The sequence below is a fragment of the Paramixta manurensis genome (assembly GCF_013285385.1).
In the GTDB taxonomy this organism is placed as follows: domain Bacteria; phylum Pseudomonadota; class Gammaproteobacteria; order Enterobacterales; family Enterobacteriaceae; genus Paramixta; species Paramixta manurensis.
Genome location: NZ_CP054212.1, coordinates 4,098,451 through 4,123,440, shown reverse-complemented (window position 1 = coordinate 4,123,440; position 24,990 = coordinate 4,098,451). Strand labels below are relative to the sequence as shown.

The following is a 24,990-nucleotide window of genomic DNA, read 5'->3' as shown; positions in this document are numbered from 1 at the left end:
CCTTATCGTGGCGAGAGCATCGCGATAATGAAATCTTTCGCGCTCTCAACCTTGCTTTGTTGGATGGCTGCCGCCGGATCGACATGTTTCGGGCAAACCTGCGAGCAGTAACCAACAAACGTACAGGGCCAGACGCCGTTATCGCCGTTCAGTACCGGCATACGTTGTGCTTTGCCGTGGTCACGATTATCCAGGTTATAACGGTGTGCCAGCGTGATGGCTGCCGGGCCGATAAACTCAGGGTTAAGACCAAATTGCGGGCAGGCGGCATAGCAAAGACCGCAATTGATACAGCCGGAGAATTGATGGTATTTCGCCATTTGCGCCGGCGTTTGGCGGTGCGCTCCCTGCTCCGGTGTGCGTGTGTTACCAATGATATAGGGCTTAATCGCTTCCAGGCTTTCAATAAAGCGCGTCATATCGACCACTAAATCGCGTTCGATAGGAAAATTAGCCAGCGCTTCAACCTTTATGCCAGTGGGATACTCGCGCAAAAACGTTTTGCAGGCCAGTTTGGGCACGCCGTTGACCATCATGCCGCATGAGCCGCAAATCGCCATACGGCAAGACCAGCGCCAGGCTAAATCGAACGCCAGGTGGTCTTTGATATAACCTAAAGCGTCGAGTAATGAGGTTTGCTCATCATAAGGAACCTCGTAACTCTCACGGTACGGTGCAACATCGCGCTCCGGGTTATAACGCTGGATTTCAACGGTTAACCTTTTCATTTCAGACATGACGCGGCTCCTTGTGCTCATCGGCTTCGGCCTCCGCGCCATAAACGCGTTTGGCAGGCGGAAGACGGGTTATGTTCACCGGCGAATAATCCACGCGCGGTACGCTATCCGCGGCATAAAAGGTCAGCGTATGTTTGAGGTAGTTAACGTCGTCACGCTCGGTGCAGCCCGCATCAAGACGCTGATGTGCGCCGCGCGACTCTTTACGCTGGAAAGCCGAATGCGCCATACATTCTGCCACTTCAAGGCTGTGCGCTAACTCTTGGGCGTAGAGCAACTCAGTGTTAAACACGCTTGAGGTATCGCTGATACGAACATGTTGAAAGCGAGATTTGAGTTCCGCCAGTTTATCAATGGTGCCTTGCATCAGTTCGGGGGTACGATAAATACCGCACCCTTCTTCCATTGAACGCCCCATTTCATCACGCAGCGTGGCAACGCTCTCGGTACCTTGTTGGTTGGCGAGCGCCCGTAGCCGACGTTCGACATCTTGCGCTTGTGCATCAAGCAGGCTGGCGTTGGCAACCGATGCCGTTTGTGCGCGTAGCGCGGCTTGTTCTCCGGCGAGGCGACCAAAAACCACCAGTTCGGCCAGGGAGTTGGAGCCCAGCCGGTTGGCGCCGTGTAGACCAACGGAGGAGCATTCACCCACCGCGAAAAGCCCCTCGATGCGCGTTTCACATTGCGTATTGGTTTCAATCCCACCCATGGTGTAGTGCGCGGTTGGACGCACCGGAATAGGGGCGGTTACCGGGTCAACGCCGACATAGGCTTTGCTGAGTTCACAAATAAATGGCAGACGCTCACGCAGCTTTTTCTCGCCGAGGTGGCGCAAATCAAGATAAACCACGTCACCGCGCGGAGTGGCGATGGTGCGCCCGGCCCGCCACTCATGCCAAAACGCTTGCGAAACTTTATCGCGCGGGCCCAGCTCCATATATTTATTACGCGGCTCGCCAAGCGGCGTTTCCGGCCCCATGCCGTAATCCTGCAAGTAGCGGTAACCGTCTTTATTCACCAAAATGCCGCCTTCGCCACGGCAACCCTCGGTCATTAAAATGCCGGAACCGGGCAGGCCGGTTGGATGATATTGCACAAACTCCATATCACGCAGCGGTACGCCGTGGCGAAAAGCCATCCCCATGCCATCGCCAGTAACAATCCCGCCGTTTGTATTGTAACGATAAACCCGCCCGGCGCCGCCAGTTGCCAGCACCACAGCATTCGCGCGGATCTGTATCAGTTGACCTTCCATCATATCCATCGCGACAATGCCGCGCGCCCGGCCCTCGTCAACCAACAGGTCGAGAACAAAATGCTCATCAAAGCGGTGGATTTGCGGATATTTCAGCGAGGTCTGAAACAGGGTGTGTAGCATATGGAAGCCGGTCTTATCGGCGGCAAACCAAGTCCGTTCAATCTTCATGCCGCCGAAACGCCGTACGTTAACCGAACCATCGGGTTTGCGGCTCCAGGGACAACCCCACTGCTCCAGTTGGATCATCTCTTGTGGACAGTGGCGCACAAAGTAGTCCACCACATCTTGCTCACAGAGCCAGTCACCGCCTGCCACCGTATCGTGAAAATGGAAATCATCACTATCGTGTGGCTGGGTGACGGCAGCGGAGCCGCCTTCAGCAGCTACCGTATGGCTACGCATTGGATAGACTTTCGATACCAGCGCGATGTTTAAACGCGGGTTGGCCTCTGCGGCGGCGATCGCGGCGCGAAGCCCGGCGCCTCCTGCGCCGACAATGACCAAATCGGAATTAAAGGTTTGCACGGTTTCCTCCCTTCTAGGTCGTGCTAATCGGTTTCTGATGAAGAGAGGTGGCCGACGAATAGCGATAACCGCCTCTTCTGATACCTATTTGTGGTTAGAAGTATACGGCGGCGATCGGGCTGAAATTTTGATGTGTTCGGGTATTTGAGGCGGAAAAAAGCGGCAAAAATGTGGGGATCTCGACGTTTTTTTACCCACTGGAAAAAAACAGGACAATGCGTAAAGTAAAAACAGGGCCGTTTTGTGTGCGGATATTTGTCTGATAACCGCGATACGGGTAGACTTCATCCCCCTGTCTGACTGAGGAGTGTACACCATGAGCGAAACGGCAAGCTGGCAGCCGAGCGCACCCATTGCCAATTTGTTGAAACGGGCAACGATCATGAACGAGATCCGCCGTTTCTTTGCCGATCGTGGCGTGCTAGAGGTCGAAACGCCAGCGATGAGTCAGGCGACGGTGACCGATATCCATCTGTTTCCGTTTCAGACGCATTTTGTCGGGCCGGGCGCGGCGAATGGGCTGGATCTGTATTTGATGACCAGCCCGGAATACCATATGAAGCGCCTACTGGCGGCGGGCAGCGGCCCGATCTATCAACTGTGCCGTAGTTTCCGTAATGAAGAAGCCGGGCGTCATCACAATCCTGAGTTCACCATGCTGGAGTGGTATCGTCCGCATTACGATATGTATCGCCTGATGAATGAAGTGGATGATTTGCTGCAACAGGTTTTGGAGTGCGGCAGTGCGGAAAGCCTCTCCTACCAACAGGCCTTTATCCGCCATCTGGAGATCGATCCTTTGTCCGCCGATAAAACACAATTGCGCGAAGTGGCCGATAAACTGGGCGCTGGGAGTTTAGCCAACGCCGAAGAGGATCGCGACACGCTGTTGCAACTGCTGTTTATGCTCGGCGTTGAACCCAAAATTGGGCAGGAAAAACCTACCTTTATTTATCACTTTCCGGCGACCCAAGCGGCGCTGGCGGAAATCAGCACCGAAGATCACCGCGTTGCCGAACGTTTTGAAGTCTATTTTAAAGGCATTGAGCTGTGTAATGGTTTCCGTGAACTGACCGATAGCCGTGAACAGCGTCAACGGTTTGAGCAGGATAATCGGCGCCGTGAGGCACGCGGATTACCTCAGCAACCGGTAGATACACGCCTGTTGGATGCGTTAGCGCACGGTATGCCGGAGTGTTCCGGCGTGGCGCTCGGGGTGGATCGGTTAGTGATGCTGGCGTTGAAAGCACAGTCGCTACAAGAAGTGATCGCTTTCCCGGTAGACCGCTGCTAGTTCGCCATCAAAAGGTTGCCCGCGCCTGACGGTGCGGGAGGCCGTTACAGGCCGCCGGATTTAAAAATACGCCGATTTGGGTTTGATGCCATTTTGGATTCCACGGTGTCGACCCGCACCTGGAATGGCGGGAACGGCATTTCAATGCCATGTTCCTGGAAACCACGCAGAATCAACTGATGTAATTCGTGGCGTAACGGCATCCGGTGACCCATTTCCGCCGCGTGAATACGCAACTCAAATAACTGTATCCCTTGCTGAAGATCGACAAGATACGCCTCCGGCTGTGGCGTATCCAGCACCCAAGTACAGCGCTCTGCCGCCTGCTTCAGCACATTGGTCACCTCTTCACTATTCACGCTAACCGGCGCGGGAATGGTCAATACCACACGGGTGACCGAATCAGACAGCGACCAGTTAACAAACTGTTCGGTGATAAACGCCTTGTTCGGCACAATGATCTCTTTGCGATCCCAGTCGGTAATGGTGGTGGCGCGGGTATTGATGCGCGTGATACTACCGGTAAGATCGCGAATGGTAACGGTATCGCCAATGCGGATCGGCTTTTCAAACAGAATAATTAAGCCGGAGAAAAAGTTAGCAAAGATCTCCTGTAAACCAATCCCGACACCGACACCGAGTGCCGCCACTAGCCACTGTAATTTCGCCCATTCGATACCAATCATAGAGAAACCGACCAGGCCGCCAATCAGCAGCAGCAGATATTTGGTCATGGTCGTAATGGCGTAACCGGTACCTGGCGTAAGGTTCAGATGTTGTAACAGCGCCAGTTCCAGTAGGGCGGGCATATTGCGGACCAACTGCGTGGTAATGATCAACACCAGGATCGCAATCAATAAGGAGCCTAGCGTGATGGGTTGAATACTCTCAATGCCCTGCACCGTGGTGCTGGCATCCCACAGCGTAATATTTTCGAGAAAAGAGAAAGCCGAATGGATCTCCGACCACAGCACGATCAAAGAAACCAGCGCGATCAGCGTCAGGATCGAACGTACCAGCCGTAATGACTGCGCGCTGATGGCATCCAGATCGATAACCGGTTCATCGATCTCCACGCTGTCGGTACTCTGGTTAGTGTTTTCCTCTTCGCCACGCGCGCGGTGCGCCAACATATCGGCACGCCGTTGGCGCGCACGATCAAACGCGATCCGACGCCGCTGAATAAGCATCCAGCGGCGAATAATATGGTAAATAACCAGCAGCAGAAACCAAATCGCCACCGAGGTTTCCAGCCGGGCCAGCAGCGCCTGCGCGGTAGCAAGGTAGCCGATGCAGGAGGCCAGCGCGGCGATCAATGGAATACAGATCATCAGATTCCACAAAATGCGGTTAACCACATTTTCGCCATTCCCCTCTTTATCCAGATAGAGTGGGATACCGGCGCGTTTCAGGCTAACGGTGACAAGGCTCAGCGCCCCGCAAATCAAGATAAAACAGAGCCGCCCCAGCGTGGCGGAGAATTCGCGGTCTTCCAGGTTATCAAAGCCAATCAACAGCATAATTAACGGGACAATGAAACCGATACTCAGGGTGTAATAACGCATAGCGCGCGCCACGCGCCGCTGTGGCCAGCGGAAGTGCACCACAAACAAGCCATTAGGACGCGCGAAAGCTGCGCTAATCATAAACGCCCACAATAATGGCAGCGTGGCGGTAACCCCGTCGCCTATCGCCACGGCAATCGGGTAGGGCCAGGCGTGTTGCAGGCCATAGCCCAGCGCCGCCCACAACACCGGTAGCGGCAATGCGACGAGGATCGACCAGAAAACCGTGCGTAGCGTCAGGCTAAAGTGATCTTGCGTGACTTTCCCCACCCGGCTGGAGGCACGCTCCATAAATGCGTTGTAGTGACGGCGTGAGCTAATGCTAAGGCCGACCAACAGCACGGCGCCGAGGATAGGTAGCACGGTTTCGCGGCTGGTAAACATCATAATTAACGCACCGCCCATCTGCCCAAGTGTATCCAGCGATAGCAAGCGGGTCAGATCGTGCGCGACATCCAACGGATAACTAAAACTGACCGAGCTGACATCAGCGGTCCAAAACAGATAGCGGTGCGTGGCGTCCTTAATTTCTTTTAACGCATCCTCTAATTGCCCGTTAGCCACCTTCAGTTTGGTCACTTCCAAAATCAACGTGTCGCAGCCGGAAATCAGCGACCCTAATAGTTCGCGCTGCGTTTTGAGTTGAGCTTCCAGAATGCGTGACTGTTCGTTAGTGAGCGGCTGGCCGTCTTGTTGATGTTGTTGTTTTAACTGTTGTTGACGCCCGAGCAAATCTTCGTAGTGCAAACGCTGAACGCGCAGTTGCCCCATTTCGCCGTCCAACTGCTGGGTTTTCGGCATGTCCGGCAACCGGGCAACCTGCGCACGTAGCGCTTCGCCCAATAGGTTCGACGCGCCAAGCCATTGCGACTGTTCGCGAATGGTGCTGAGTGCCTGGCGTACCTGGATAGTTTGATTGGTAGCCTGGCGTTGTTGGGAGGCGACCAAATCCATTCGTTGCGCTTGTTGGTTGAGCGCAGCGGAAAGTTCACGGTTTACATGGAACTGTTCGGTAATATTGGGCGGTAAGTTACCGCTGTTTTCCGCTAACTGTTCGGTGCGTTCCAGCGCCATTTCCGCTTCGCGTTGGCGCAGATTGTTCAGTTGGTTACGTAACGCCTGCAGATAATTATCTAACTGGGTCGATTTGCGCTGATGGACTTCGGCGCGCATACGCGCCAGCTCTTGTCGGTTATTGGCCGAGAGTTGTGCCAGTTCGAGTTCATCTACGCGAGCTTTCTGCGCGGCGGATTCCGCCTGACGCGCATAAATTTGCGCTTGTGCTTGTGGCGTTGAGGCGGCAGCGGGTTGCCCCTGCAAGCGCCGGTCGCTTTCACTCATCGCCCGGCGCGCGTCGGTTTGTTGCTGGGGAAGCTGAGAGAGCGAATCGCTAATTTCGCGTGCGCGGTCTTGTTCTTGTTGCGCCTGACGCCCTTCTTCCAGTAATTGGCTGCTAACTTGCAGGATCTCTTGTTCCAGCTCGGCGCTGCTCATATTACTGCGCACCGGTTTGGTGCTATCGGTAAGGGAGGCGATCTGCTGGCGCAGGTCACGCGCCAGTTTCGGAAAGTCATCAATGACTTGTTGATATTGCCGGGTGCGCTCAAGCGATTCCTGACGTTCATCAAGGAAATTCAGCGCGGATTCCAGCGTTTGCACCAGTTCGGCCTGAGCTGGCGTGCTTTTGGTCGATTTCGCCTGTTCCAGCTCTTGTCTAACCTGCGCGGCGTCCGGGGCGCTGGCGGCCATTACCGGCAAGCATAAACAGCCGCTCAGTAGCAAAGAGAGGAGCAGGCGCATCATGCGTTACTCTGGCTGGAGAGAAACGGGCGTTGCCGCCTCGACGACAGGCGCCTGTGCAATGGCCAACGGTTGACCAAGGCGAGTTTTACTTTCCGCTTCCAGGCTTTCAGCCAACTTCACTTTGCCAGGGGCGAACAGGTTGATCACCGTCGAACCCAGTTTAAAGCGACCCATCTCCTGACCTTTCAGCAGCGCCACTGCGCCTTCATCATCAGCGCCGGGCCACGTCCAGCGCTTAATCACGCCGTCACGCGGCGGCGTGACGGTACCTGACCAGACGGTTTCGATGCTGCCAACAATGGTGGCGCCGACCAGGATCTGAGCCATCGGGCCAAATTCAGTCTCGAAGTAACAAATCACGCGCTCATTACGTGCAAACAGATTGGGAACATTCTGCGCGGTGAGGGGATTCACTGAATACAGGTCACCCGGTACGTAGATCATTTCACGCAGGATGCCATTGCACGGCATATGCACCCGATGATAATCGCGTGGAGCGAGGTAAGTGGTAACAAACTCGCCGTTGCGGAATTGTCCAGCCATTTGATAATTACCCGCCAGCAATGCTTCTAACGAATAAGTATGGCCTTTGGCCTGAAAAATGCTGTCACCCTCGATATGACCGAGTTGGCTGATGGCGCCGTCAGCAGGCAACACCAGTAAGTTGGGATCGGTTTCGATGGGGCGCGCGTCATCGCGCAGGGGACGTACGAAAAAGTCGTTAAAGGTGCGATAGGTCGCGGTGTCCGGTTTTTGCGCTTCGGACATGTCGACCTTATAGAACCAGACAAACACGTCGATCACGGCTTTAGTCAGCCATCCCGCACGTTTACTGGCGCCCCATCCGGCTAATTCGGTTAGCCATTTTTTTGGGAGCAGATAATTCAGGCCGAGTTTTATACGATCCAACACGTTTAGCCTCCTGGCTTAATCACACGACGTTGAAGAAAAAGGGGGCGAATTGTACCAGCGCCGAAACGATTAGGCTACGGCGTCCGCCAGCGCTGATTGTCGGTTATATACCGGTCATACTGCAAGTTGCCAGTGTATTGCTGGCTTCGAGCCACTCGCGTTATTTAGGGTATGACTCTTCGTCTGTGCCAAAGTTTTTACGCAGTTTTACCTGCGACATACTTTCCAAAATCCGATGGTAGTTCTCAAAGCGGGAAGCATCAATAATGCCATTTTCTACCGCTTCGCGAATTGCGCAACCGGGATCGGTATCATGCTTACAGTCGCGGAATTTACAGGCGCCTAAAAATGCACGGAATTCGACAAAACCTTGCGTAATTTGCTCGGGGTCCAGATGCCAGAGGCCAAATTCGCGCACGCCCGGCGAATCAATCACGTCGCCCCCATGCGGAAAGTGATAAAGGCGAGCGGCGGTGGTGGTGTGTTGGCCCAAGCCGGAGCCATCGGAAACATCATTGGTGAGAATTTCATTTTCGCCCAAATCGAGGCCGAGCAGGGCGTTCAACAAGCTGGATTTACCCACGCCGGATTGACCGGCGAAAATACTAACCCGCCCGGTTAAGGCTGCTTCTAACTGTTTTAGCCCGGCTTTCTCATAGCTGGAAACCATCAGTACCCGGTAACCGATATGGCGATAAATCTCCATCTGCTCTTCAACAAACGCCCGGGCCTCGGCATCCAACAGATCGGTTTTGTTGAGCACTAATAAAGGCTCAACATCAAGGGTTTCGCTGGCGACCAGATAGCGGTCAATAATATTGAGCGAGAGTTCAGGCAAGATAGCCGAGACGATAACGATCTGATCGATATTGGCGGCTATCGGTTTCACGCCATCGTAAAAGTCGGGGCGCGTCAATACCGAGGTACGCTGATGCACCGCCTCCACGATCCCTTTCACCGTCGCGCCGCCTTCTTGCCCCGGACGCCAGACTACGCGATCGCCGGTAACCAGCGAGCGAATGGTGCGGCGAATATTGCAGCGGTGTACTGAACCGTCCGTATCTTCGACGTCGGCATGCATACCGAAACGGCTAATCACTACGCCATCACGCGCCTCGCCGAACAGGCTATCATCCGGTTCCGGCTTCTCTTCGTGTCGTTTCAGGCGTCGTTGATGGTTAGCGCTAACGCGACGTTGCTGACCTTTGGACAGTTTATTTTTACTCACTCTACCTCACCAGTATTCGGACCGTTTCGCCTCGCCGGGCAAAACGTCTATGATACACCTTAATTCGATGACGCAGTTAACGACGGGATAAACCATGACGGGAAATGAAAACAATCTGATTTGGATCGACCTTGAAATGACCGGCCTCGACCCGGAGCGCGATCGCATTATTGAAATTGCCACCTTGGTCACCGATGCGAATTTAAATATTCTGGCTGAGGGGCCGGTGCTAGCGGTACATCAGTCCGATGCGCAATTGGCGCTGATGGATGACTGGAATGTCCGCACCCATACCGCCAGCGGTTTAGTGGAGCGGGTAAAGGCGAGCCAGCATGATGACCGCGCGGCAGAGCAGGCGACTATCGCTTTTTTACAGCAGTGGGTTCCTGCCAATACTTCGCCGATCTGCGGCAACAGTATCGGGCAAGATCGCCGCTTCCTGTTTAAATATATGCCTGAGCTAGAGGCCTATTTCCATTATCGCTATCTGGATGTCAGTACGTTGAAGGAGTTGGCGCGGCGTTGGAAGCCGGAAATTTTGTCGGGCTTCAAAAAACAGGGAAGCCATCAGGCGTTGGATGATATTCGTGAGTCAGTGGCTGAGTTAGCCTATTACCGCGAACACTTTATTCAATGCTAACCTGAAAGCCGTCATGGGAGAGCGGCACGGTCGCCGCTCACGGCGCAATGTTGATTAAATCGCCATTCTGACGCTTTAATCAGCAATCGCGCCAAAAGCGTAAAATTTTGCTTTGTGAGGCTTGCGGAGGCGCGGAATTCTCGTATAATGCGCACCCCGTACCGGTGAAGAAATTTGTCGGTATTGTAGAGCGGGAATAGCTCAGTTGGTAGAGCACGACCTTGCCAAGGTCGGGGTCGCGAGTTCGAGTCTCGTTTCCCGCTCCAAAGTTTAAACGGTGCTGTTAAGTACCGGCCATCCTAATCAACGCGTTTCAGGTTGCCGCTCCGTGGTAGCTTGCAAGGTAATGGTTATGCGGGAATAGCTCAGTTGGTAGAGCACGACCTTGCCAAGGTCGGGGTCGCGAGTTCGAGTCTCGTTTCCCGCTCCAAAATTTGAACGTGCTGTTAAGCACAGGCCATCTTGGTCAATGAATTTCAGGACGCCGTACGCTGGTAGCCTGAAAGACAACGATTATGCGGGAATAGCTCAGTTGGTAGAGCACGACCTTGCCAAGGTCGGGGTCGCGAGTTCGAGTCTCGTTTCCCGCTCCAAATTTACCCTTCTCATTTTTACTTTATCCACACTGGTTTGCTCTTACGCTGCGCTTGTTCGCCGCCTCATCAAAAACTTTTGAACAGACTTATCCACAGATGAATACCGGATAACCGTTCTCATTCGAAAGCATGCCTTGTTACAGATTTTTTATAACTCCATGATTCTTATAGTTATAATATTATTTCAATTTGTTAGGCAGATCACTTGTGCTTTCTATGACACTTGAATGACAACGATTTTTTATTTTTATTCACAACGTGTGGAAAAGTCATTTGTGTCTGATTGATCGGACAGTGGGCGGTTAGGCATCGCGCGGTAAACCCTTTTCAATGGCGCGCACCAGTCGTTTTTGCTGCGGGCGCTGAACCTCGAGCGCATTAGCCTGACGCTTCAGTTTTTGTTGCGCAATAGCCCACTCAATATGTTCATCCAACATCGGGTGCTGGCCCTGTCGCTGTTCAAGCGCCAGAATATTTTCTTGGCTCCATGGCGCATTGCCCAGCGCGACCGCCACATTACGTAACCAGCGTAGATGCCCGATGCGACGGATAGCTGAACCTTCGGTGACGCGCAAAAAAGTGGGTTCATCCCAGGCGAAAAGCGTGGTCAACGGCGGCGCATGCAGTACCGCGCGTGGACTAAAGTCATCTTCATCGGTTAATTGACCAAAGCGGTTCCATGGACAAATGAGTTGGCAGTCATCGCAGCCATAAATTCGGTTGCCAATCAGCGGGCGAAACTCTGTCGGGATAGCGCCTTCCAGCTCAATAGTGAGATAGGAAATGCAGCGTCGGGCATCAACAACGTAGGGCTCCACAATTGCGCCGGTTGGGCACGTGGTGATACACGCGACACAGCGCCCGCACTGTTCTGCCTGCGGCTGATCGGTCGGCAACGGCAGGTCGATCAGTAGCTCACCGAGAAAAAACCACGAACCCGCCTCGCGATTGAGCACTAAAGAGTGTTTACCGGTCCAACCCAGCCCGGCCTTGACCGCCAACGGTCGTTCAAGCACCGGCGCCGAGTCGACAAAGGGGCGATAGTTGACGGTGGTGCAACGTTCTCGAATCATATCGCCAAGCTTTTTCAGGCGATTGCGCAATACTTTGTGGTAGTCGCGGCCAAGGGCATAGCGGCTGACGTAGCCGAGATGAGGATTTTTTAATGTGCTGGCAAATGCGGCTTTCGCCGGCAGATAGTTCATACGAACGCTGATGACGCGTAAGGTGCCCGGTTGCAGTTCGTGAGGGCGGGCACGCATCATCCCGTGGCGCACCATCCATTCCATCTCGCCGTGGTATTGTTTATCTAGCCATGCCTGGAGACGCGGCTCTTCAGCGCTTAAATCGGTATCGCTGATACCGACCTGCTGGAAGCCGAGCGACAATCCCCACTGTTTTATATCCAGAGCAAGTTGATTGAGATCGAGAGGGTGTGACATGACTGACCATAAAGAGAGAGAAAACCTGCATAGTTTACCACACTCTGTCTGGCCTGCGGAGGCGCTGAGTCAGTTAGAAAATGAGGGCGCGGATAGTCTTGGCATCACGTTGTATGAGCTGATGTTACGTGCGGGCGGCGCAGCGTTTGAGCAGGTACGCCAGCTTTGGCCGGAAGCGCGGCACTGGCTCATTCTGTGTGGTCACGGAAATAATGGCGGTGATGGTTATGTCATAGCGCGGCTGGCGCAGGCCGCCGGATTTGAGGTGACGCTGTTGGCCTGCGAAGGGAGTAAACCGCTGCCGGAAGAGGCACAAACCGCTCGCGATAGCTGGCTGGAGGCTGGTGGTGTCATTCACGCTGCTGATGCTGCCTGGCCCGAACATGTCGACGTTATTATTGATGCGCTGCTGGGAACCGGTTTAAATCGTCCGCCGAAGGCGCCATATGCCCCGTTAATCCAGTTGGCAAATCAGCACGCCGCGCCGGTGTTTGCGGTGGATATCCCCTCCGGGTTAGTGGCGTCGAATGGCACCACTCCCGGCGAGGTGGTTAACGCAGCGCATACGCTGACATTTATTGCCTTAAAACCCGGCTTAATTACCGGCAAAGCGCGTGATGTGGTGGGACAGCTTCATTACCATGCTCTTGGGCTGGAAAGTTGGCTCAATGGGCAAACCGCGCCGATGGCGCGTTTCGATGCGGCTGCGCTTGGCCGCTGGTTGAAACCGCGTAAGCCGACCGCGCATAAAGGCGATCATGGTCGTCTGGTGGTCATTGGTGGCGATCATGGTACCGCAGGCGCGATTCGGATGGCCGCCGAAGCTGCATTACGCACTGGCGCTGGTTTAGTGCGAGTACTCACTCACAAAGACAATATTGGCCCTTTACTTACGGCGCGCCCAGAGTTGATGGTGCAGGAGCTCACTACGCAGACGGTGCGTGATGGGATTGAATGGGCGGATGTTATTGTGGTCGGGCCGGGCTTAGGGCAGACCGACTGGAGTAAGAAGGCGCTGAAAAGTGTCGAAAATGCGCAGAAACCGATGCTTTGGGATGCGGATGCGCTTAACCTGCTGGCAATCAGCCCGGATAAACGTCAAAATCGCGTTATTACACCACATCCTGGTGAAGCGGCACGCTTGCTTAATGTTAAAACCGCTGAAATTGAAAGTGACCGCTTACATGCAGCCCGACGCTTGGTGAAACGCTATGGCGGCGTGGTGGTACTGAAGGGCGCGGGAACCATTATTGCCAGTCAGGCGGATGAAATGGCTTTTGCAGATGTCGGTAATGCCGGTATGGCGTCGGGCGGCATGGGCGATGTGCTGTCCGGCATTATCGGCGGGCTGTTAGGTCAGAAGCTCTCGCTGTATGATGCTGCCTGCGCGGGCTGTGTGATTCACGGCGCAACGGCCGATGCGGTTGCTGCACGTTATGGCACCCGTGGTATGCTGGCGACCGATCTGTTTTCCAACCTATATCTATTTGTTAATCCTGAGATGTCGAATAATAAAGCATGAAAACCAGTGTTATCGCATTAATTGATGAGCAGGCCACTCTGGCATTGGGCGCCCAACTGGCCCGCGTTTGCAGCCGCGCGGCGGTCATTTATCTTTATGGCGATTTAGGCGCGGGAAAAACCACTTTCAGCCGCGGTTTTTTACAGGCGCTGGGCCATGATGGCAACGTGAAAAGCCCAACGTATACTTTGGTGGAACCTTACCAACTGGCAAGGCATCAGGTTTATCATTTCGACCTGTATCGCTTGGCGGACCCGGAAGAACTGGAGTTTATGGGGATTCGGGATTACTTTTCCGGCGAGGCGTTGTGTCTGGTTGAGTGGCCGCAAAAAGGGGCCGGCATGTTGCCGCCGCCCGATCTGGCTTTAACGCTTAGCTATGTTGGTCATGCACGGCAGGCGGAGATTGAAGCGCTTTCCCCGGCAGGAGCGGATATGTTGCAGCAACTTAATGCTAACAAGGAAAGTTCATGATTGCGCGGTTTAAAACATGGCTGTTAGTGGCGCTTTGTCTGGTTTCCAGTTCTGCTTTCGCGGCAAATTTGTCGGATATCAAAGTGGCTAATGGCGACAGTAAAGCCACGGTGACACTGAGTTTTAGCGGCCAGCCGATTTATGGTTTCTTTCCCCTCCATAACCCGGAGCGCGTGGTATTGGATATTCGCCAATCCGGGGTCATTCAGGGGCTGCCATTGACGTTTAATGGCAATAATATGGTGAAGCGTATCCGCAATAGCCAGCCGAAAGATAGCCAGAGTATTCGCCTGGTGTTCGAGTTGACGCAGCCGGGGAAAACCCGCGCCTCGACGCAGCGTAACGGCAACAATTATCAGGTGGTGTTTACCATCACCGGCACGCAGACGGCGCAACGCACCACTACCTCGCGGTCATCAACCGTAACGCGCAATCCGGTTACCTCCTCTTCCACGGCGTCTACCTCTTCCGCACCGGCTCGTAATCCGTTTGATGCTAACCAAGTTACCTCGGTCAGTAGCGGTAATACGCGCGTTGCGCCGGGCGGGCGAGTGACGACCTCGACGGATACCGTCATTGTGGCGGTTGATGCCGGACACGGCGGTCAAGATCCCGGCGCGAGCGGAATGAATGGGCTGAAAGAGAAGAACGTCACTATCGCCATCGCCCGGAAGCTTAAAACGCTGCTGAATAATGACCCGATGTTCAAAGGCGTACTGACGCGTGACGGCGACTATTTTATTTCGGTAATGGGGCGTTCTGAAGTGGCGCGTAAGCAGAATGCCAACGTACTGGTTTCGATTCACGCCGATGCGGCGCCTAACCGTAGCGCGCGCGGCGCCTCGGTATGGGTGTTATCTAACCGGCGGGCTAATAGCGAAATGGCTAACTGGCTGGAGCAGCATGAGAAACAGTCTGAACTGCTGGGCGGCGCCGGTGATTTGCTGGCTAACAGCCAGGCCGATCCTTACCTGAGCCAGGCGGTATTGGATTTACAGTTCGGTCACTCGCAGCGTGTGGGCTATGATGTGGCGGTCAAAGTTATTCAACAGCTTCAAATTGTTGGCGCACTACATAAACGCTTGCCTGAACATGCCAGCCTGGGCGTCTTGCGCTCGCCGGATATTCCCTCGCTGTTGGTGGAAACCGGTTTTATCAGTAACCCTTCGGAGGAGCGGCTGCTCGGCAGCAGCGCGTATCAGGAGAAGATTGCCCAGTCGATTTATAAAGGACTGCGTAACTACTTCCTGGCGCATCCGTTACAATCTGTCCCAAAGGAGGAAAACCGACCGCTCGAGTCCACGGCGGCGGTTAACCCAATTACCCACGATGCTCCGGCAGCCTCCACTTATAGTGGCGCTACCCAGCGTCACGTAGTGGCCCGTGGAGAAACGCTCTCCGGCATTGCCGCCAAATATGGCGTTTCGGTGAACACGCTGGTTTCGCTCAATAAGCTGAAGAAGCCGGGCGTCTGGGTAGGGCAACGGCTCAAGGTGCCGGCCAGCGCCAGTGCCAGTAGTACCGCCAGCGCGGCAAAACGTCCGGCCCGGCATAAAGTGGTGCGCGGCGATTCTTTAACCGCCATCGCCGCGCACTATGGCGTCAGCCCGAAAGCGATTATGCAGGCCAATAATATGAAATCGTCTAATGTGATGTTGGGACAAACCCTGAAAATCCCGGCATCGTGAGGAAATTCACTCATGCCCATTCAGGTTTTGCCGCCACAGTTAGCTAACCAGATCGCCGCTGGCGAGGTGGTTGAGCGTCCGGCGTCGGTAGTGAAAGAACTGGTGGAAAACAGCCTTGACGCAGGCGCGACGCGAATAGAGATTGATATCGAAAAGGGCGGCGCTAAGCTGATTCGTATCCGCGACAACGGTTGTGGTATTCAGAAAGACGAATTGGCCATGGCGCTGGCGCGTCATGCAACCAGTAAAATCGCTTCGCTTGACGATCTTGAAGCGATCATGAGCCTTGGCTTTCGCGGTGAGGCGTTGGCCAGTATTAGTTCTGTCTCGCGTTTAACCCTCACTTCGCGCACTGCCGAACAGAGTGAAGCCTGGCAAGCTTACGCCGAAGGGCGTGAGATGGCGGTAACGGTAAAACCCGCCGCGCATCCGACCGGTACCACGCTAGAGGTGCTGGATCTGTTTTACAATACCCCCGCGCGCCGCAAATTTATGCGCACTGAAAAAACCGAATTTACCCATATTGATGAAGTGATTCGGCGCATTGCGCTGGCGCGTTTTGATGTAGCGATTTCACTCACTCACAACGGCAAACTGGTGCGTCAGTATCGCGGCGCGACCGATGAAAATCAGCGTCTGCGTCGCCTGGGAGCGATATGTGGCACCCCGTTTATGGAGCATGCGTTAGCGATTGAGTGGCAACATGGCGATTTGACCTTGCGTGGTTGGGTGGCCGATCCGGCGGGTTCTCGCCAGGTGAATGACCTGCAATGCTGCTACGTCAATGGGCGCATGATGCGCGACAAGCTGATCAACCATGCTATCCGCCAGGCTTATCAGGATAAGTTGGGCGATGAACAGCAACCGGCCTATGTGCTCTACCTTGAGATCGATCCGCATCAAGTGGATGTGAATGTGCATCCGGCTAAACATGAAGTCCGTTTTCACCAGTCGCGGCTGGTGCATGATTTTATCTATCAGGGCGTGGTGAGCGTGTTACAAGAGAGCGGTAAAGAAAGCCTGCCGTTAACTACGATGTCGGCGCCTCGCTGGCAACCGGAGAACCGCCAGGCGGCGGGCAGTAACCAGTTCTCGGCCCCGGCGGTGAAAGCTTCAGGCGGTACGGCGGGCTGGTCACGTCAGGACACCGGTTATCAGAAGCGGGAAGGCGCGGTTTATCAACAACTGCTGCAAACGCCGCCCTCGCCAGCGCGCGAGCGCGAGTTGCCGTCGGTAAAGAAAGAGGCACCGCCAAAGCCCGCTATGCCGCAGGAAGCGCCGTTACGCGGCCATACGCAAAGCTTTGGTCGGGTGTTGACCGTGGTGCATGAACATTATGCGGTGCTGGAGCGAGGAGAGGGGTTGGCGCTGTTGGCGCTCCCGGTCGCGGAACGTTGGTTAATGCAGGCGCAACTGGTGCCCGGTAACGATGGATTGAAGCCGCAGCCGCTATTAATCCCGGTACGGCTAAAAATTGAAAAGTCAGAACGCGAAGCGATCAATCGCTATGCGGATCTACTGGCGTTAATGGGCATTGATGTACAGGCAGATGCTCAGCATGTGACGTTACGCGCGGTTCCTTTACCATTGCGCCAACAAAATTTACAAATCTTGATTCCAGAACTGTTAGGCTATCTCGCCCGGCAGCAGGATGTCTCGCCAACCCAGCTAGCACAGTGGCTGGCGTGCCATACGGCAGTTCAGCATCCGCGTTGGAGTCACTCGCAGGCGATCACAGTGCTGGCGGAGGTTGAACGCCTTTGTCCGCAGTTGTTGAAAATGCCGCCTTCCGGTCTGTTGCAACCGATTGATATTGAGATGGCGTTGGGCGCCCTGAAGCATGAGTGAAAGTACGACGGCGAGCCGGCCTAAGGCAATTTTCTTGATGGGGCCGACGGCCTCCGGTAAAACCGCGTTGGCGATTGCGTTGCGTAAAATTTTGCCGGTTGAGTTGATAAGTGTTGATTCCGCCCTCATTTATCGGGGAATGGATATTGGCACCGCTAAACCCTCTGCACAGGAGTTAGCGCAGGCTCCCCATCGTTTGCTGGACATCCGCGATCCTTCTGAAGCTTATTCAGCGGCGGAGTTTCGACGGGATGCGTTGGCAGAAATGGCGGAAATCACCCGTTCAGGGCGAATTCCGTTGCTTGTTGGTGGAACGATGCTCTACTACAAGGCGTTACTTGAAGGGTTGTCGCCGTTGCCCTCGGCCGATCCACAGGTGCGTCAGCGTATTGAGCAAATGGCGTCTGAAAAGGGGTGGGAAGCGCTTCACCGTCAGTTATGTGAAATAGATCCCACTGCGGGGAGTCGTATTCATCCGAATGATCCGCAGAGACTTTCGCGAGCACTGGAAGTTTTTTTCATTTCAGGTAAAACTTTAACAGAACTGACTAAAACTTCGGGCGAAGCACTGCCCTACGAGGTGTACCAATTTGCTATCGCTCCGGCGAGTCGTGAACTGTTACATCAGCGCATTGCGCTTCGTTTTGAACAAATGTTAGCGTCAGGTTTTGAAACGGAGGCCCGGAGCCTGTTTGCTCGGGGTGATTTGCATACGGATTTGCCTTCCATTCGCTGTGTTGGTTATCGCCAGATGTGGTCATATTTGTCCGGCGAGATTGATTACGATGAAATGGTTTATCGAGGAATTTGCGCGACCCGGCAGCTTGCTAAACGCCAGATTACCTGGTTACGCGGTTGGCAGAATGTTCACTGGCTTGACGCCGAACGTCCTGATTTAGCGCGTGATGCGGTATTACAGGTTCTTAGTGCGAAGCATGGGTGATTGTGTACAATTGATCCGTTATCGTGCGCAAATTTTTTACGCTGTATTTCAGAGCCGCAGGGTTCTTAAGTAATAAACAACAAGCATATAAGGAAAAGATAGAATGGCTAAGGGGCAATCATTACAAGATCCGTTCTTGAACGCGCTGCGTCGTGAACGTGTTCCGGTTTCGATTTATTTGGTGAATGGTATCAAACTGCAGGGTCAGATTGAGTCTTTCGATCAGTTTGTCATTTTGTTGAAAAACACGGTTAGCCAGATGGTGTATAAGCACGCGATCTCGACCGTGGTTCCGTCCCGTCCTGTCTCCCACCATAGCAATAATGCGGGTGGCGGTAGCAATAACTATCATCACGGCGGTACTAACCCGGCAGCGTCATCGCAGCCGCAACAAGACGGTGATAACGCTGAATAAGCGCCATGACCGCACAGCCATAACGAGGGATAGCAACTGCTTTTTCCTCGTTATGGTGTCTATTTTAGAGAGGTTGAAGCTTGTTTGACCGTTATGATGCCGGTGAGCAGGCCGTACTGGTACACATCTATTTCTCGCAAGACAAAGATACGGAAGACCTGCAAGAGTTTGAAGCGCTGGTCTCATCCGCTGGCGTCGAAGCGCTGCGCGTAGTCACAGGAAGCCGCAAAGCGCCACATCCCAAATATTTTGTCGGTGAAGGAAAGGCAGTTGAAATTGCCGATGCGGTAAAATCCAGCGGCGCATCGGTGGTGTTATTTGATCACGCCTTAACCCCGGCTCAAGAGCGTAATCTTGAGCGTCTGTGCGAGTGCCGGGTGATTGATCGCACCGGACTTATCCTTGATATTTTCGCTCAGCGCGCCCGTACCCACGAGGGTAAATTACAGGTCGAGCTGGCACAGTTGCGCCATCTTGCTACGCGCCTGGTGCGCGGATGGACGCACCTGGAACGTCAAAAAGGCGGTATTGGTTTACGCGGCCCCGGCGAAACGCAGCTTGAAACGGATCGCCGCTTACTGCGTAACCGTATCAGCCAAATTCTTTCCCGCCTGGAGCGCGTTGAAAAACAGCGCGATCAGGGACGGCAGGCGCGAGCTAAGGCTGATGTCCCTACGGTATCGCTGGTTGGTTATACCAACGCCGGTAAATCCACGCTGTTTAACTGTATTACCGCTGCGGATGTTTATGCGGCTGACCAACTGTTTGCAACTCTTGACCCCACGCTACGTCGTCTGGATGTGGCGGATGTGGGGGAAGTGGTGTTGGCCGATACGGTCGGTTTTATCCGTCACTTGCCGCATGATTTAGTGGCGGCGTTTAAAGCCACGTTACAAGAAACGCGGCAAGCAACGCTGCTATTGCATGTGATTGATGCCGCCGATCTGCGCGTTGATGAAAATATCGAAGCGGTAGATAGCGTGTTGGAAGAGATCGAGGCCGATGAGATTCCGACGCTGTTGGTGATGAATAAGATTGATATGTTGGAAGGGTTTGAGCCGCGTATTGATCGCAATGATGAAAATTTGCCGGTTCGCGTCTGGCTTTCTGCACAAACTGGTCTCGGTGTGTCGCTGTTATACCAGGCATTAACCGAACGTTTAGCGGGCGAAATTGCGCAGTATGATTTACGTCTACCGCCTGAAGCGGGGCGGCTTCGCAGCCGTTTTTATCAGCTTCAGGCGATAGAGCAAGAGTGGAATGAAGAAGATGGCAGCGTAGGGTTACACGTGCGTATGCCGGTTGTTGACTGGCGCCGTTTGTGTAAACAGGAACCGGCGCTGGTGGATTATATCTACCCGAAATAATTTGGGGTGCGGCATAAACAATATTGCTGCAGCCTGGAGAGGTACGGGGTAGTTTGACTGATGTTGCCTGAACGTGTATCCCGGCGTGGGATACCACCGCACACACAATTAATGGAGTATAAACATGGCGTGGAATCAGCCCGGCAAGAACGGACAGGACCGCGACCCGTGGGGAAGCAGCAATAATCAAGGCGGCAACTCTGGGGGAAATAAAGGAGGCCGTGATCAGGGACCTCCGGATCTTGATGATATCTTCCGTAAGCTGAGTAAAAAACTTGGCGGACTGGGCGGTGGCAAGAATAACGATAACAATGGCGGTCAGCGCTCATCCGGCACCGGTGGCAAACTGGCAGGTATTGTGGTGGTTGCTGCGGTAGTAATTTGGGCAGCGAGCGGTTTTTACACCATTAAAGAGGCCGAGCGCGGCGTGGTAACCCGCTTTGGGAAATTTAGCCATTTGGTTGAGCCTGGTCTGAACTGGAAGCCGACTTTCATTGATAGAGTTCGTGCGGTGAACGTTGAAGCGGTGCGCGAATTAGCCGCCAGCGGTGTGATGCTGACTTCGGATGAGAACGTGGTGCGTGTCGAAATGAACGTGCAGTACCGCGTGACCGATCCGGCACGCTACTTGTTTGCCGTGACCAGCGCCGACGATAGTCTGAGCCAGGCCACCGACAGCGCGTTGCGCGGTGTCATTGGTCGCTCCAGCATGGATCGTATTTTAACCGAAGGGCGTACCGTTATTCGTAGCGAAACCCAGCGTGAGATTGAAAGCACCATCCGTCCGTATGATATGGGGATTACCGTGCTGGACGTCAACTTCCAGGCTGCCCGGCCGCCGGAAGAGGTAAAAGCCGCCTTTGATGACGCGATTGCCGCGCGAGAAAACCGCGAGCAGTACGTGCGCGAAGCGGAAGCCTACGCTAACGAAGTCCAGCCACGTGCTAACGGTCAGGCCCAGCGTATTTTGGAAGAGAGCCGTGCGTATAAAGCCCGCACGGTGCTGGAAGCGCAAGGTGAGGTTGCGCGTTTCGCCAAAATCCTGCCTGAATATAAAGCCGCGCCGGAAATTACCCGTGAGCGTCTGTATATCGAAACCATGGAGCGCGTGTTGAGCCATACACGTAAAGTCCTGGTTAATGATAAGAGTAACAATCTGATGGTATTGCCGCTGGATCAGTTGCTGCGTAGCAGTAAACCGACGGCTTCCGCGCGCAATGCGCAGGATAATAGCGGGAATGATGACTTAATGCGTTTACCGCCGTCTTCCGCCAGCAACTCTAACGCCAGCAGTAGTTCGTCATTCAGTCCGGATGACATTATGGACCAGCGTCGGGCGAATGCTCAGCGCAATGACACTCAGCGCGAAGGGAGAGAGTAAACGATGCGTAAGCCATTAATCGTATTATTAATTGTGGTGCTGGTGGGGCTTTACACGTCGTTATTTGTGGTGCAAGAAGGGCAGCGTGGAATTGTGCTGCGTTTCGGTAAAGTGCTGCGCGACGATGAAAATAAGCCGTTAGTGTATGCGCCAGGCCTGCACTTCAAAATCCCTTTTCTGGAGTCGGTGAAGACACTGGATGCCCGTATCCAAACTATGGATAACCAGGCCGATCGCTTTGTCACCAAAGAGAAAAAAGACCTGATCGTGGATTCGTATATCAAATGGCGTATCAGCGATTTTAGTCGTTATTATTTGGCGACCGGCGGCGGCGATGTTTCTCAGGCAGAAGTGCTGCTGAAACGCAAATTCAGTGACCGTCTGCGTTCTGAAATTGGCCGTTTGGATGTGAAGGATATTGTGACCGATTCGCGCGGTCGTTTAACGACCGATGTTCGCGATGCATTGAATACCGGTAGCGCCGGTCGTGACGACGAAGTGGAAACACCGGCAGCGGATGATGCTATCGCCAGCGCAGCGGCACGTGTTGAGCGTGAAACCAACAGTAGCGAACCGGCGCCAAATCCAAACAGCATGGCGGCATTAGGTATTCAGGTCGTGGATGTGCGGATTAAGCAGATCAACCTGCCAACTGAAGTGTCGGATGCGATTTATAATCGTATGCGCGCTGAGCGTGAAGCGGTGGCCCGTAGCCAGCGTTCTCAGGGGCAGGAGGAAGCGGAAAAACTGCGCGCCTCAGCGGATTACGAAGTAACCCGTACCCTGGCGGAGGCTCAGCGTCAGGCGTTGATTACGCGCGGTGAAGGCGATGCGGAATCTGCCAAACTGTTTGCCGATGCCTTTAGCCAAGATCCGGATTTCTATGCATTCATTCGTAGTCTGCGTGCCTACGAGAACAGCTTCAAATCTGGTCAGGATGTGATGGTATTAAGCCCGGATAGCGATTTTTTCCGCTATATGAAAACGCCGACTAACGCTTCGCGTTAAGGGACAGGTATCACGCTTACTGGGCCGGAAATCATTCCGGCCCTTTTTTGTTGGATAATTTAATGAATACAACCATCTTGATGGCGTTGGCATTAGTGTTAGTGCTTGAAGGCTTAGGGCCGATGCTATTGCCGCGTATCTGGCGTCGAATGATCCTTTCGATGGCGCAACTGCCGGATAAGTTACTTCACCGTTTTGGCGGCGGTCTGGTGGTCGCCGGGGTGGTGATTTACTACATGTTGAGTGCGCATAGCGGCAGTTAGGGAATATATGGCATGCGGCACTTTCTGCCGACCAGACCGAGGTTCCGGCGCTGCTTAAAACAGCAAAAAAACTCGGCAAACGTACGCTAAAAGTGCTGAAAGACACAAATGACGATGGTAGAATCCATTTTTAAGCAATCGGTGATTTTGAGAAATGGGTAAGAACGTCGTCGTACTGGGCACCCAATGGGGTGACGAAGGTAAAGGTAAGATTGTTGACCTTCTGACTGAGCGCGCTAAATACGTTGTGCGCTATCAAGGTGGCCACAATGCGGGCCATACGCTAGTTATCAACGGTGAAAAAACCGTCCTCCACTTAATTCCTTCAGGTATCCTGCGTGAAAACGTCATCAGTATCATCGGTAACGGTGTGGTGCTGTCTCCGGCAGCGCTGATGAAAGAAATGACGGGGTTGGAAGAGCGTGGTATCCCGGTACGTGAACGTTTGTTGCTCTCTGAAGCTTGCCCGTTGATCCTGCAATATCATGTCGCAATGGATTTGGCGCGTGAAAAAGCGCGCGGCGCGAAAGCCATCGGCACCACGGGTCGTGGCATTGGCCCGGCTTATGAAGATAAAGTCGCCCGTCGCGGTCTGCGCGTAGGGGATTTGTTTAATAAAGAGACTTTCGCCGTTAAGCTGAAAGAGATTGTGGATTTCTACAACTTTCAGTTGGTGCACTACTACAAAGAAGAGGCGGTGGATTACGATACCGTACTCAAAGACGTTATGGATATCGCAGATATCCTGATCGGGATGGTGGTTGATGTTTCGGACCTGCTGGACGGCGCGCGTAAGCGTGGTGATCTGGTGATGTTCGAAGGTGCGCAAGGAACGTTGCTGGATATCGACCATGGGACTTATCCGTACGTGACCTCCTCTAACACCACCGCGGGTGGCGTGGCGACCGGTTCAGGTTTAGGGCCGCGTTATGTTGACTATGTGTTGGGTATTGTGAAGGCTTACTCAACCCGCGTTGGCGCAGGGCCGTTCCCGACCGAGTTGTTTGATGAAACCGGCGAGTTCTTATGCTCGAAAGGTAACGAGTTTGGCGCAACCACCGGGCGTCGTCGTCGTACTGGCTGGCTGGATGCCGTAGCGGTCCGCCGTGCGGTGCAAATCAACTCCTTATCCGGTTTTTGCATGACCAAGTTAGATGTGTTGGACGGTCTGCAAGAAGTTAAAATCTGTGTCGCCTATCGCATGCCGGATGGTCGTGAAGTCACCACCACGCCGCTGGCGGCAGAAGGATGGGAAGGCATTGAGCCAATTTATGAAACCCTGCCGGGCTGGAGTGAAAGTACTTTTGGCGTGAAAACGCTGGAGGGTTTGCCGCAGGCTGCGCGTGATTATATTAAGCGAGTAGAGGAAGTCACGGGTGTACCGGTCGATATTATTTCTACCGGGCCGGACCGTAGTGAAACCATGATCTTACGCGACCCGTTTGACGCGTAAACATCGTTGGCCGGAAATTGTCCGGCCTTTGTTTATCCGCGCTGTTATCTCGCCAAACCCGCCTTTCCTGCTTCAAACCGATTGCCGATTGAAAAAAATCCCCCCAGCCAGGCTGGCTGGTTTATCATCATTACCAATAACATTCATCTAAGCGGATGAAATGCTCCGGATATTCACCTGAGGTTAATGTGCAGCTGACAAGTTTTACCGATTATGGCTTACGCGCGCTGATCTATATGGCGTCACTACCCGCCGGGAAAATGACCAGTATTACCGAGGTCACTGAAACCTATGGCGTATCGCGTAATCATATGGTGAAAATTATTAACCAACTAAGCCGCCTCGGGTATATCGCTGCGGTGCGCGGAAAAAATGGCGGTATCCGCCTTGGAAAACCGGCGGAAGAAATCATAGTGGGCCAAGTGGTTCGTGATATGGAACCGCTGCAACTGGTTAATTGTGACCAATGTTCGATTACGCCTGCCTGTCGTCTGAAAATAGCGTTAAGCAAGGCCATACAACATTTTCTTCAGGAACTCGATAACTATACCCTCGCCGACCTGGTGGAAGATAACCATCCGCTTTATACCTTACTGCTGATTGATAGCCCCGTGCGCAACGGCAGATGA

20 protein-coding genes and 3 tRNA genes are annotated in these 24,990 nt (G+C 53.8%); 17 read left to right on the top strand and 6 right to left on the bottom strand.

What is annotated here, in order from left to right:
• Nucleotides 1-2: 2 nt before the first annotated feature.
• Together PMPD1_RS19880 and frdA are read right to left on the bottom strand one after the other, a co-directional pair.
• Nucleotides 3-737 carry a succinate dehydrogenase/fumarate reductase iron-sulfur subunit gene (locus PMPD1_RS19880; protein ID WP_173635673.1) on the bottom strand — a complete coding sequence of 245 codons (735 nt, stop codon included), beginning with the start codon at nucleotides 735-737 and terminating at the stop codon, nucleotides 3-5.
• Nucleotides 730-2,520, bottom strand: a complete 1,791-nt coding sequence (frdA, locus tag PMPD1_RS19875) for a fumarate reductase (quinol) flavoprotein subunit (protein ID WP_173635672.1) — start codon at nucleotides 2,518-2,520, stop codon at nucleotides 730-732. The genes PMPD1_RS19880 and frdA overlap by 8 nt, the downstream gene beginning before the upstream one ends.
• A gap of 316 nt (nucleotides 2,521-2,836) precedes the next feature.
• Here frdA and epmA point away from each other — a divergent pair, with 316 nt between their 5' ends.
• Nucleotides 2,837-3,814, top strand: coding sequence for an elongation factor P--(R)-beta-lysine ligase (gene epmA, locus PMPD1_RS19870; RefSeq protein ID WP_173635671.1), 978 nt, complete (start codon nucleotides 2,837-2,839; stop codon nucleotides 3,812-3,814).
• A 44-nt stretch (nucleotides 3,815-3,858) separates the two neighbouring features.
• Here the strand turns inward: epmA and mscM are convergent, their stop codons facing one another.
• The 3 genes from mscM to rsgA all read right to left on the bottom strand — a co-directional run bounded on the left by mscM (nucleotide 3,859) and on the right by rsgA (nucleotide 9,322).
• Nucleotides 3,859-7,182: a miniconductance mechanosensitive channel MscM gene (gene mscM, locus PMPD1_RS19865; protein ID WP_173635670.1), complete on the bottom strand. Its 3,324-nt coding sequence runs from the start codon at nucleotides 7,180-7,182 to the stop codon at nucleotides 3,859-3,861.
• Between the two features lie 3 nt (nucleotides 7,183-7,185).
• On the bottom strand, nucleotides 7,186-8,094 hold the full coding sequence (gene asd, locus PMPD1_RS19860; protein WP_173635669.1) for an archaetidylserine decarboxylase: 909 nt from the start codon (nucleotides 8,092-8,094) through the stop codon (nucleotides 7,186-7,188).
• A 160-nt stretch (nucleotides 8,095-8,254) separates the two neighbouring features.
• Nucleotides 8,255-9,322, bottom strand: a complete 1,068-nt coding sequence (rsgA, locus tag PMPD1_RS19855) for a small ribosomal subunit biogenesis GTPase RsgA (RefSeq protein ID WP_173635668.1) — start codon at nucleotides 9,320-9,322, stop codon at nucleotides 8,255-8,257.
• A gap of 94 nt (nucleotides 9,323-9,416) precedes the next feature.
• Here rsgA and orn point away from each other — a divergent pair, with 94 nt between their 5' ends.
• From orn to PMPD1_RS19835, 4 genes are all read left to right on the top strand, one after another.
• Nucleotides 9,417-9,962, top strand: a complete 546-nt coding sequence (gene orn, locus PMPD1_RS19850; RefSeq protein ID WP_173635667.1) for an oligoribonuclease — start codon at nucleotides 9,417-9,419, stop codon at nucleotides 9,960-9,962.
• A gap of 190 nt (nucleotides 9,963-10,152) precedes the next feature.
• Nucleotides 10,153-10,228 (top strand) — tRNA-Gly (locus PMPD1_RS19845).
• Between the two features lie 88 nt (nucleotides 10,229-10,316).
• Nucleotides 10,317-10,392: transfer RNA gene (locus PMPD1_RS19840), tRNA-Gly, on the top strand.
• A gap of 87 nt (nucleotides 10,393-10,479) precedes the next feature.
• A tRNA-Gly gene (locus PMPD1_RS19835) sits at nucleotides 10,480-10,555 on the top strand.
• A 305-nt stretch (nucleotides 10,556-10,860) separates the two neighbouring features.
• Here PMPD1_RS19835 and queG read toward each other — a convergent pair.
• A complete protein-coding gene (gene queG / locus PMPD1_RS19830) occupies nucleotides 10,861-12,000 on the bottom strand; it encodes a tRNA epoxyqueuosine(34) reductase QueG (RefSeq protein WP_173635666.1) in 1,140 nt (379 codons plus the stop codon).
• On the opposite strand from queG, the gene nnr reads away from it, so the two are divergent.
• The 12 genes from nnr (at nucleotide 11,999) to nsrR (ending at nucleotide 24,990) form a co-directional block, all read left to right on the top strand.
• The gene (gene nnr / locus PMPD1_RS19825; RefSeq protein ID WP_173635665.1) at nucleotides 11,999-13,522 is read left to right on the top strand and encodes a bifunctional ADP-dependent NAD(P)H-hydrate dehydratase/NAD(P)H-hydrate epimerase; all 1,524 of its coding nucleotides are present in this window, start codon (nucleotides 11,999-12,001) and stop codon (nucleotides 13,520-13,522) included. The genes queG and nnr overlap by 2 nt on opposite strands.
• The gene (gene tsaE / locus PMPD1_RS19820) at nucleotides 13,519-13,995 is read left to right on the top strand and encodes a tRNA (adenosine(37)-N6)-threonylcarbamoyltransferase complex ATPase subunit type 1 TsaE (RefSeq protein ID WP_173635664.1); all 477 of its coding nucleotides are present in this window, start codon (nucleotides 13,519-13,521) and stop codon (nucleotides 13,993-13,995) included. The genes nnr and tsaE overlap by 4 nt, the downstream gene beginning before the upstream one ends.
• Nucleotides 13,992-15,683 carry an N-acetylmuramoyl-L-alanine amidase AmiB gene (amiB, locus tag PMPD1_RS19815; protein ID WP_173635663.1) on the top strand — a complete coding sequence of 564 codons (1,692 nt, stop codon included), beginning with the start codon at nucleotides 13,992-13,994 and terminating at the stop codon, nucleotides 15,681-15,683. Before tsaE ends, amiB begins: the two co-directional genes overlap by 4 nt.
• A gap of 12 nt (nucleotides 15,684-15,695) precedes the next feature.
• Nucleotides 15,696-17,531: a DNA mismatch repair endonuclease MutL gene (gene mutL / locus PMPD1_RS19810; protein WP_173635662.1), complete on the top strand. Its 1,836-nt coding sequence runs from the start codon at nucleotides 15,696-15,698 to the stop codon at nucleotides 17,529-17,531.
• Nucleotides 17,524-18,474 carry a tRNA (adenosine(37)-N6)-dimethylallyltransferase MiaA gene (miaA, locus tag PMPD1_RS19805; protein WP_173635661.1) on the top strand — a complete coding sequence of 317 codons (951 nt, stop codon included), beginning with the start codon at nucleotides 17,524-17,526 and terminating at the stop codon, nucleotides 18,472-18,474. Before mutL ends, miaA begins: the two co-directional genes overlap by 8 nt.
• 103 nt (nucleotides 18,475-18,577) lie before the next feature.
• Complete coding sequence (gene hfq, locus PMPD1_RS19800) at nucleotides 18,578-18,889, top strand: RNA chaperone Hfq (protein ID WP_173635660.1); 312 nt, start codon at nucleotides 18,578-18,580, stop codon at nucleotides 18,887-18,889.
• A gap of 80 nt (nucleotides 18,890-18,969) precedes the next feature.
• Entirely contained in the window at nucleotides 18,970-20,256 is a 1,287-nt protein-coding gene (gene hflX, locus PMPD1_RS19795; RefSeq protein ID WP_173635659.1) for a ribosome rescue GTPase HflX, read from the top strand.
• Nucleotides 20,257-20,380: 124 nt separating this feature from the next.
• The gene (gene hflK, locus PMPD1_RS19790) at nucleotides 20,381-21,637 is read left to right on the top strand and encodes an FtsH protease activity modulator HflK (protein ID WP_173635658.1); all 1,257 of its coding nucleotides are present in this window, start codon (nucleotides 20,381-20,383) and stop codon (nucleotides 21,635-21,637) included.
• 3 nt (nucleotides 21,638-21,640) lie between these two features.
• Complete coding sequence (hflC, locus tag PMPD1_RS19785; RefSeq protein ID WP_173635657.1) at nucleotides 21,641-22,645, top strand: protease modulator HflC; 1,005 nt, start codon at nucleotides 21,641-21,643, stop codon at nucleotides 22,643-22,645.
• Between the two features lie 62 nt (nucleotides 22,646-22,707).
• Nucleotides 22,708-22,908 carry a DUF2065 family protein gene (locus tag PMPD1_RS19780; protein ID WP_173635656.1) on the top strand — a complete coding sequence of 67 codons (201 nt, stop codon included), beginning with the start codon at nucleotides 22,708-22,710 and terminating at the stop codon, nucleotides 22,906-22,908.
• Between the two features lie 154 nt (nucleotides 22,909-23,062).
• Nucleotides 23,063-24,361, top strand: coding sequence for an adenylosuccinate synthase (locus PMPD1_RS19775; protein WP_173635655.1), 1,299 nt, complete (start codon nucleotides 23,063-23,065; stop codon nucleotides 24,359-24,361).
• A gap of 188 nt (nucleotides 24,362-24,549) precedes the next feature.
• Nucleotides 24,550-24,990, top strand: a complete 441-nt coding sequence (nsrR, locus tag PMPD1_RS19770) for a nitric oxide-sensing transcriptional repressor NsrR (RefSeq protein ID WP_173635654.1) — start codon at nucleotides 24,550-24,552, stop codon at nucleotides 24,988-24,990.